The following is an 8,703-nucleotide window of genomic DNA, read 5'->3' on the forward strand; positions in this document are numbered from 1 at the left end:
CTCCGGTCGACCCCCGCGCCTTCGTCGGCGGCGTCCCCGACGGTCTGCTCGCCCGGTTGCGTGCGCCGGTGCTCCGCCGGACCGTGCGGCGCGGCGTCACGCGCCGGCCGGTTCACCGGTGCCGCTGACCGGGTCGGCGCCGGGTGCCCGTCCGCGGCCGGCCGGGTCGACGTGGTCGCGCCAGGAGTGCTGCGGCTGGTAGCCGAGCAGCCGGCGGGCCTTGTCGATGCTGAGCAGGGTCTCGTGCTCGCCGAGTTCCCGGCGGATCTCGACGCCGGGGTAGACCTCGGCCATCAGGCTGGCGCTGGACCGGCTCATCACGGTGTCGGCGTTGGCGATGATGAAGACCTCGGCGCCGGGGCGGTCGTAGCGCAGGGCCCGCTCGACCGCCTGGGCGCCGTCGCGGGCGTCGATGTAGCCCCACAGGTTCCAGCGACGCGAGCGTGGGTCGGCGTCGAAGGACGGGAACTGGGCGTAGTCCTCGACGTCCATCACGTTGGAGAAGCGCAGGCCGACCAGGACCAGCTCCGGGTCCCAGCGGCTGAAGTGCCGCGCCATCTCCTCCTCGAGCGCCTTGTTCAGCGAGTAGGTCGACTCCGGCCGGGGCGGATACTCCTCGTCGACCGGCGCGTACGGCGGCGGGGTGTCGAACGGCAGCCCGAGCACGGTCTCGCTGGACGCCCACACCACCCGCTTGATCCCGGCCGCCCGGGCGGCGGCGAAGACGTGGTAGGTGGCGGCGGAGTTGTTGGCGAAGGTGGTCGCGTTGGGCAGCAGCCCGGGCGCCGGGACCGCGGCGAGGTGCACCACCGCGTCGATCCGGCCGGCGTGCTCGTCGGCCCCGCCGGTCAGCGCCTCCACGACCTGCCCGTAGTCGGTGAGGTCGACGAGGAGGAACTCGCCGGCCACGTCGCGCGGGTCGCGCCCGGCGGTCCGGTCGACCGCCAGCACGTCGACGCCGACGCGGCGCAGGTGCGCGACCACCGCCCGGCCCAGCTTGCCCGCCGCGCCGGTGACCACCACCCGCCTCGGCAGGGCGTTGTCCCGCGGAGGTTCCGTCATGGCCCCATCCTGGCCTGTCCCGCTCCGGGCCGCCGCAACGGGGTGCCGACCCGTGACCGTGACGGTCGACCCGCCCTCGACCGTGGCCGGTGGCCGCCCTTGACCGGGGCCGGTGACCCGCCCTTGACCGTGGCCGGTGACCCGCCTAGCTTCATCGATCAGAAAGGTCTCTTAACTAATCCCGCCCGTCCGATGTGGGAGTGCCGATGCGACCGTTCCGCCGCCTGACCGCCCTCGCCGCCCTGGCCACCCTGCTGGTCACCGCCGCACCACCGAGCACCGCCGGCGCGCACGGCCGCACCGGCTACCACCGGGTCGGCTACTTCACCCAGTGGGGCATCTACGGCCGGGCCTTCCCGGTCAAGAAGCTCGACACCTCCGGGGCGGCCAGCCGGCTCACCCACGTCAACTACGCCTTCGGCAACGTCAGCCCCGACGGGCGCTGCTATCTGGACGGCGGGCCGGGCGAGGGCGACGCGTGGGCCGACTACCAGCGTCCGGTGCCGGCCGAGGAGAGCGTGGACGGCGTCGCCGACGCCTGGGGCGAACCCCTCAACGGCAACTTCGGCCAGCTGGCCAAGCTCAAGGCCCGGCACCCCGGCCTGCAGGTGCTGATCTCGCTGGGCGGCTGGAGCTGGTCGACGTACTTCTCCGACGCCGCCCGCACCCCGCAGTCGCGCCGCGCGTTCGTCGCCTCCTGCATCGACCTCTACCTCAAGGGCAACCTGCCGGTCCTGGACGGCGGCAGCGGCGGTCCGGGGGCCGCCGCCGGCGTCTTCGACGGCTTCGACCTGGACTGGGAGTGGCCCAACTGGCCGGGGGAACCGGGCAACGTGATCCGCCCCGAGGACCGGCAGAACTTCACCGCGCTGCTCGCCGAGTTCCGCCGGCAGCTCGACGCGTACGGCCGGCAGACCGGCCGGCACCATTCGCTCACCGCGTTCCTGCCGGCCAACCCGGCCACCATGGACGCCGGCTACGAGGGCCGCAAGATCTTCCGGTACCTGGACTTCGCCACCGTGCAGGGGTACGACTTCCACGGCACCTGGGAGCCGGTGACCAACCAGCAGTCGGCGCTGCGCGTGCCGGCCGGCGCACCCGGCTCCCCCGACTTCTCCGCCGAGGTGGCGATCGACGCCTGGCTGGCCCGCGGCGCCCCGCGCGGCAAACTGGTCCTCGGCATCCCCTACTACGGTCGCGGCTGGACCGGCGTGACCGGCGGCGGGGACGGGCTGTTCCAGCCGGCGACCGGTCCCGCCCCGGCCACCTTCGAGCCCGGCTCCGAGGACTACAAGCAGCTCAAGACCCTGCCCGGCAAGGGCTTCACCGTCCACCGCGACCTGCGCGCCGGGCACGCCTGGCTGTTCGACGGCACGACCTTCTGGACGTACGACGACCCGGCGGTGGTGCTGCAGAAGACGCGCTACATCCGGCGGGCCGGCCTGGCCGGGGCGATGGTCTGGTCGCTCGACGGCGACGACGACCACGCCACGTTGACCAGGACGATCGGCCTCGGGCTCGGCACCCCGTAGCGGCCGCCGGCCGAACCCCGGCCACCGCCGGCCGGACCCCGGCCACCGCCGACCGCCACCGGTCGGCGGTGCGCCCGGGACCCGGAAATCCGGTACGGGTGCCGGCCCGTACCGGGATAGCGTGCCGGCATGGCCGCCCGCACCGACGTACCCCGCCTGGAGTTCCACACCGACCCGGGCGTGTTCCTCGCCGCGGCCGGTGACCACCTCTCCGCCGATCCCGTGGTCAGCACGGTGGTGGCCACCCTGGCCGAGCGGACCCGGGCGGCGCGGGCCGACGGGATCGCGCAGCCCGCCCGGAACTGGTGGCTGGTGGTCCGCGACGGCGCCGGCGCGGTGGTCGGCGCCGGGATGCGCAGCGCGCCGTACCCGCCCTACCCGCCGTTCCTGCTGCCGATGCCCGACGAGGCGGCCGTGGCGCTGGCCCGGGCGCTGCACGAGCGCGGCGAGGAGGTGCGCGCCGTGAACGGGGCCCTGCCCGCCGTCGAGCGCTGCGCCGCCGAACTGGCCCGGCTCGCCGGCGGCCGGGTCGAGGTCAGCCAGCACACCCGGCTGCACGAGCTGGGCGACCTGGTGCGGCCGGACCCGGTGCCCGGCGCGCTGATTGTCGCCACGGAGGACGACGTGGACCTGGTCGCGCGGTGGTACGACGCGTTCATGGGCGACGCCGACGAGCAGGCCGGCCGGCCCCGGGGCGCCACCGCGCACGAGGCCCCCGAGCGTACGGACCTGCTGCGCCGAATCGGGACCGGCCGGGTCTGGTTCTGGACCGACGGGACGGGGCGACCGGTGCACCTGACCGCCGCCAACCCGCCGGCGTTCGGGGTCGCCCGCGTCGGCCCGGTGTACACGCCGCCGGAGCAGCGCGGGCGCGGCTGGGCCAGCAACGCCGTCGCCGAGGTCTCCCGGCGGCTCCAGGCCGGCGGCGAGCGGGTGTGCCTCTACACCGACCAGGCCAACCCGACCTCGAACAAGATCTACGCCAACCTCGGCTACCGGCCGGTGGTCGACATGGCCAACCTGGTCATCGTCCCCTGACGCCGGCCGGCGCCGACCTCGACCAGCCGGCCGCGCCTCCGGACCGCCGGCTCGCCGACCCCCGACCGGAGCGGCGCGCGGCACACAGCCGGTCCGCGCCGGCCGGGCGGAGGTGCGCGCCCGTCAGGTGATCGCCAGCAACACGGCCTGACCGCTCGTCGCGGCCGAGTGGTAGAACCGCCGCAGGTCGGCGAGGTGCGGCATGAGGAAGTCGAAGTCGTCGGCGGCGTTGGTCCACGCCTGCGGGTAGATCTCGGCGGCCGTCATGGCGTCCGGATCGCAGCGGGCCCGCAGGGTCGCCATGTCGAGCGTGTCCAGCCCGGTGGCGACCGCCCGGACGCCGTCCGGATCGAGCAGCCGGGGCCTGCCGTAGCCACCGTCCTCGCCGATCTCGACGCCGCCGAGGATCGCCGCCCCGGCGCCCTCGCCGACCTGCCACGTCGTCCCGGTGAGCAGGTAGTGGATGCCGTGCCAGGACTTGCCCAGGTCAAGCTCCGGCATCTCGGCCTCGTCGTCGTCCAGATCCCCGTAGAGCAGCAGGTCGACAACGGACTCGTCGGCGCGCACGTCGGCCCACTCCTCGGCCGACAACCGGCGCCCGATCAACTCCATGCCCACGAAGCGGCCCCTCTCCCGTCGCCGGCGTGCGGCCCCGCCGTCCGGCGGTCTCGTCCGGCGGCACCGTACCGCAGGCCCGATCCGTCCTCGGATGCCGGGCAAGCGCGGGCCACCGCCGCCGGTCACGGCCCGCCGATCCGGTCGAGGAGGAACCGCGCGGTGCTGTCGGTGACGTCGGCGAAGTAGGGCCGTTGCCGGGGTAGTGGAATCCGTGCCCGGCCTGGTGGTACTCGCGTAGCCGGCACTCGTTGCCGGCACGCACCAGCGCGTCCCGGAACCGCCGCACCCGGTCGATCGGCTCGATCGCGTCGCGGGTGCCGTGGTGAATCAGCATGGGCGGATTTCCCGGCCGCACGTACCGGATCAGCGAGTAGTCGGCCAGCCTGTCCACGGCGACCCCGACCTGGCCTGCGAGGTGCCGCCGCGCCGCCGGATCCAAGGCGCGCAGGTCCAGCCCCGCCGGATTGAGGGCCACCACGGCTGCGACGGCGGCCTCCGGTGCCGGGGCGGGCCCGTGCGGGGCGGTCATCGCGGCGACCAGGGCGAGATGTGCCCCGGCCGAACTGCCGCCCGAGGCCAGCTGCCGTGCCGTCAGGCCCTGGAGCGCGGCCAACTGCCGGACCTGTGCGACCGCGCGTCGGACGTCGGCGACGCAGTCGTCGATGCTGGCCGCGCCCTGATCGAGCAGCCGGTAACCGGCGGAGACCGCGAAGATCCCGCGCGAGGCGAGTTTCCGGCAGTGCGGGGCCAGCCCGTCGGCCGATCCGCCGCGCAACGCACCGCCGTGGAACAGGACGATCCCGGCGCGGGGCCGCGCCCCGTCGCCCGGCGCGAAGAGCAGCAGGGGCAGTTCCCTGCCGTCGGCGGCCGCATAGCGCGTCGCGGACTCGCGGCAGGCGGTCATGACGGACGACGTTGCCAGGTCCGGCTGTCGCGGTGCCGGACCGGTGGCCACCTGCCGGCGCGGCTCACCAGCCGACCGAGGTGAGGCTGATCGGGGTGAGCCGGCGTACCTCCGGCTCGATCCACTGGGCCGCGGTGACCAGCTTGACCAGCCGGTCGATGGTCTCCGGCGGGCCGGCCACGAAGCTGCGCCGGTCGGCCGGGCAGCCGTACCGGTCGTCGAAGCAGCCACCGTCTAGGGCCCGGACCGCCATGCCCGCCTCGGCGGCGAGCAGCAGGCCGGCCGGCAGGTCGACCGCCTCGGGCCGGTAGCCGACGATGCCGTCGATGTCGCCGCGGGCCAGCATCACCCAGGACAGCAGCGGCGCCCACAGTTGCAGCACCCGCCGCGCGGTGGAGTCGAGCACCACCTTCAGGGCGCGGGCGGTGCTGTCGTCGCGGCGTACCTCGTGGCCCTGGGTCCAGGCCAGCACCGGCGCGGCCGGCACCGGCCGGCGCGGCGCGTGCAGCGGCCGACCGGCGCCGCCCGCGGTGTGCACGAAGGCGCCCTGGCCGCGCACGGCGGACCAGGTGCGGCCGGCGACCGGGTCGTGCACCACGCCGAGCACCGGCGAGCCCTGCTCGCACAGCGCGATGCCCACCACGTACGCGGGCAGCCCGATCGCCACGTTGTTGGTGCCGTCGAGCGGGTCCACCAGCCAGGCCCAGGACTCGTCGGCGGCGTACTGGCCGCCCTCCTCGGCGATCACCCCGTGCCCGGGCCAGCGGGCCCGGATCCGCTCCACGATCAGCCGTTCGGCGGCCAGGTCCAGGTCGGTGACCAGGTCACCGGAGTCGTTCTTGGCCCGGGCGTGCAGCTCGCCCCGGGTGCCCCGGCGGAGCAGCCGCCCGGCGTCCCGGGCCGCCGCCACCGCGAACCGGTGCGCGTCGCGCAGGTCGGGTCCGCCTCTGCCCGGCTCCACGTCCATGGCTCCTCCAAGCTGGTCAGCCCCGTGCCAACAGTCGGGATATCGCCCGGGCCAGCCGGGCCGTCTCCGCCGGGTCGCAGCGGTCCCGGCGGACCCGGTGGCTGTGCCCGTCCACCGCGCCGAGGCTCAGGTCGCGGACGCCGGGGGTGGTCCGGCCCAGCGCCACGGTCACCGCCGGCTGTCCCGGCTCCACCTCGGAGGTGTGGAACCCGCCCGCGCGCAGCGCGTACGAGTCGCCGGCCGAGTGGCTCTCCACGGCGGCGGTCACCGCGGTGACCAGCCGGTCGGTGGCCGCCATCTCGTCGACGTCGCCGTGGCTGCGCACCTCGTAGACCCGCCACGCCGGGTCGGCGCGGGCGTCGGTCACCTCGATCAGCTCGTTGCGGACCCGGCCGTGCAGCACGTGGCTGAGCAGGTCCCAGCTGTGCGAGTGCATGGTGGAGGTGGTCGGCCGCACCGGCGACGGGTCGGCCGGCCAGGCGTGCACGCAGATGCCGTCCGGGCCGGAGCGGTCCACCGGCAGGCAGGTGAAGCCGAGCGGGTGGCGTACGGCCCGCAGCGGCCGCCGCCCCGCCCCGACATCGTCGAGGACGTCCAGCACCCAGCCGCGCAGCAACTCCGGCCGGGTGCCCCGGTCGATCTCCCGTTCGAGGTCGGCGTAACTCATCATGTGTAGGGGTTCCTCGCCTGGATGGCCCGGCCCACGATGTCGGCGACCTCGCGGTCGCCGAAGGACCGGGGCAGCGGCAGCCCGAGCGCGGTGAACAGGCGGCGGACCTGCTCCACCGAGGGCTCGTCGTCGAGTTTGACCGCCGCGGCGGCCTCGATCGGCACCCGTCTGCTCTGCTCGCGGCTGTACTGGAGCTCGATGTTGAACCGGTTGTAGTAGAGCTCCTTGCGGTCGATCCGCAGCGCCGGGGTCTGCGGGTTCTCCTGGGTGATGATGACGCAGCTCGACGAGAGGTCGTAGCGGAAGGTGGTCATCTGCGCGGAGAGCCGCACGTCGATGGTGAGCAGCCCGGAGCGTTGCAGGTGCCAGCAGGCGGCCAGCACGGTGGCGTACGACTCCTTGCGGGTGCGGTCGACGGTCCACCGCTCCCCCGGCGCGTCCGGGGCGAGGCTGCGCCGGAACCGCGCGTACCGCTCGCAGACCTCCTCGTCGGTCGGGTCGATGATCTCGATGGCGACGTGCAGGGTGGCGTTGCGCCGGCGGGCGTGCTCCAGACACTCGGGGAGGGTGACCGCGCGGGTGAAGGTGCCGGTGCCGCCCTTGAACGTCCAGCGGTCGGTGTGCCGGCGCGCCTCGGCCAGCGCCTGACCGACCTCGCTGCCGTGCAGCACCCGGACCATGGAGACGCTGTCGATCGCCTCCCGGGCCCGGTTCAGCGCCCCCTCCGGCCCGGTGATCTCCCGCATCTGGGGCACCAGGTCGGTGAGCCGGTCCCGGGTGTCCCGGACCACCTGGCGGAGCTGGTGCTCGGCGGTCTCCCGGCGCAGCCGGTCGCGCAGCAGGGCCTGGGCGAGCAGCGCGAGGATCAGCAGGATCGCGCTGTTCACCACCTCCTGGCTGACCGTGCTGGTCAGCCCGAGGACCGCGACGGTCAGGGCGAGGAGCAGACCGATGAACGCGTCGAGATTGTTGACGACCCAGGTGAACAGGCGCGCCATGACATCCCCCGGTCGACGACGGAATCCCCATGATAGCCCTTTGTCAATATCACCATCACGCGCTGTTCGGTCGCTTCGGCACGGCCGGTGACGGCGGGCCGGGCAGCCGGCGGGCCGCGCAGATCAGCGACCCGCCGAGCCCGGGCGCGACCCGGGCCAGCAGCCGGGAGGTGACCCAGCGCCCGCCGGGCAGCCGCCAGCCGACGTGGTTGGAGCGGATCGCCACCGGCTCGAAGCCGACCCGGCGCAGCACCCGGCGCAGCAGCGACGCGGTGAACGGGCGGATGTGCAGCCACAGGTAGGGGTGCAGCGGGTCCACCTGGCGCGGCGCGCGGCCGGCCAGGAAGGCCAGCCGGTCCTGGACGGTGGCCAGGTTGGGGGTGGTGAGCACCAGCAGCCCGCCCGGGACCAGCACCCGGTGGCACTCGCGGAGCAGGGCCACCGGATCGTAGACGTGCTCGATCAGCTCACCGGTGAGCAGCCCGGCGAAGCTGCCCGCGCGGAACGGCAGGCCCCGGGTGGCGTCCAGGCAGACCGGCAGCGCCCGCCCGGCGGCGGCCCGCCGGGCCGCGCCAAGCGCGGTCTCCGCCATGTCGGCCAGCACCAACGGGCCGGGCAGCCGCGCCGGGTCCAGCATGCCGCGCGGGCCGCAGCCCAGCTCCAGCACCGGTCCGCCGCCACCCACCCCGGCGCGCACCAGCCGGGCCGCGACCGCCCGGCGGACCCGGTGGTACGGGTCCTCGACGTACCCGTTGACCTGCGCGCCGTCGTGATAGCTGCGCCGGTTGGCGCGGCGGCCGTGGGCCTGCGCGCTGCCCGACGGCACCCCGGTCGGCGGCTCGGCCATGGCACCTCCACTGCGCTGGTCGCCGGCGACGGCACGGCGGCCGCGCCCGGCGTCCAGCCTCGCACCG

9 protein-coding genes are annotated in these 8,703 nt (G+C 75.0%); 2 read left to right on the forward strand and 7 right to left on the reverse strand.

The features are described 5' to 3' along the window. Positions 1 to 96: 96 nt before the first annotated feature. The gene (locus tag LQ51_RS05165) at positions 97 to 1,062 is read right to left on the reverse strand and encodes an NAD-dependent epimerase/dehydratase family protein (RefSeq protein ID WP_046563503.1); all 966 of its coding nucleotides are present in this window, start codon (positions 1,060 to 1,062) and stop codon (positions 97 to 99) included. Positions 1,063 to 1,268: 206 nt separating this feature from the next. Between LQ51_RS05165 and LQ51_RS05170 the strand changes: the two genes are divergently transcribed. Beyond that, positions 1,269 to 2,594 carry a glycoside hydrolase family 18 protein gene (locus LQ51_RS05170; protein ID WP_046563504.1) on the forward strand — a complete coding sequence of 442 codons (1,326 nt, stop codon included), beginning with the start codon at positions 1,269 to 1,271 and terminating at the stop codon, positions 2,592 to 2,594. A gap of 129 nt (positions 2,595 to 2,723) precedes the next feature. Then, entirely contained in the window at positions 2,724 to 3,632 is a 909-nt protein-coding gene (locus LQ51_RS05175; RefSeq protein ID WP_046563505.1) for a GNAT family N-acetyltransferase, read from the forward strand. 123 nt (positions 3,633 to 3,755) lie between these two features. Here the strand turns inward: LQ51_RS05175 and LQ51_RS05180 are convergent, their stop codons facing one another. The 6 genes from LQ51_RS05180 to LQ51_RS05200 form a co-directional block, all read right to left on the reverse strand. Further along, complete coding sequence (locus tag LQ51_RS05180) at positions 3,756 to 4,238, reverse strand: YfbM family protein (RefSeq protein ID WP_369799822.1); 483 nt, start codon at positions 4,236 to 4,238, stop codon at positions 3,756 to 3,758. After that, positions 4,120 to 5,154 carry an alpha/beta hydrolase gene (locus tag LQ51_RS34465; RefSeq protein ID WP_082159277.1) on the reverse strand — a complete coding sequence of 345 codons (1,035 nt, stop codon included), beginning with the start codon at positions 5,152 to 5,154 and terminating at the stop codon, positions 4,120 to 4,122. Before LQ51_RS34465 ends, LQ51_RS05180 begins: the two co-directional genes overlap by 119 nt. 64 nt (positions 5,155 to 5,218) lie before the next feature. Then, positions 5,219 to 6,121 carry an inositol monophosphatase family protein gene (locus LQ51_RS05185; RefSeq protein ID WP_046563507.1) on the reverse strand — a complete coding sequence of 301 codons (903 nt, stop codon included), beginning with the start codon at positions 6,119 to 6,121 and terminating at the stop codon, positions 5,219 to 5,221. A 16-nt stretch (positions 6,122 to 6,137) separates the two neighbouring features. Next, the gene (locus LQ51_RS05190; protein ID WP_046563508.1) at positions 6,138 to 6,791 is read right to left on the reverse strand and encodes a hypothetical protein; all 654 of its coding nucleotides are present in this window, start codon (positions 6,789 to 6,791) and stop codon (positions 6,138 to 6,140) included. Then, entirely contained in the window at positions 6,788 to 7,789 is a 1,002-nt protein-coding gene (locus LQ51_RS05195; RefSeq protein WP_046563509.1) for a hypothetical protein, read from the reverse strand. The genes LQ51_RS05190 and LQ51_RS05195 overlap by 4 nt, the downstream gene beginning before the upstream one ends. Positions 7,790 to 7,844: 55 nt before the next feature. After that, positions 7,845 to 8,636, reverse strand: a complete 792-nt coding sequence (locus LQ51_RS05200; RefSeq protein WP_046563510.1) for a class I SAM-dependent methyltransferase — start codon at positions 8,634 to 8,636, stop codon at positions 7,845 to 7,847. Positions 8,637 to 8,703: the final 67 nt, after the last annotated feature.

The organism is Micromonospora sp. HK10, from assembly GCF_000982955.1.
In the GTDB taxonomy this organism is placed as follows: domain Bacteria; phylum Actinomycetota; class Actinomycetes; order Mycobacteriales; family Micromonosporaceae; genus Micromonospora.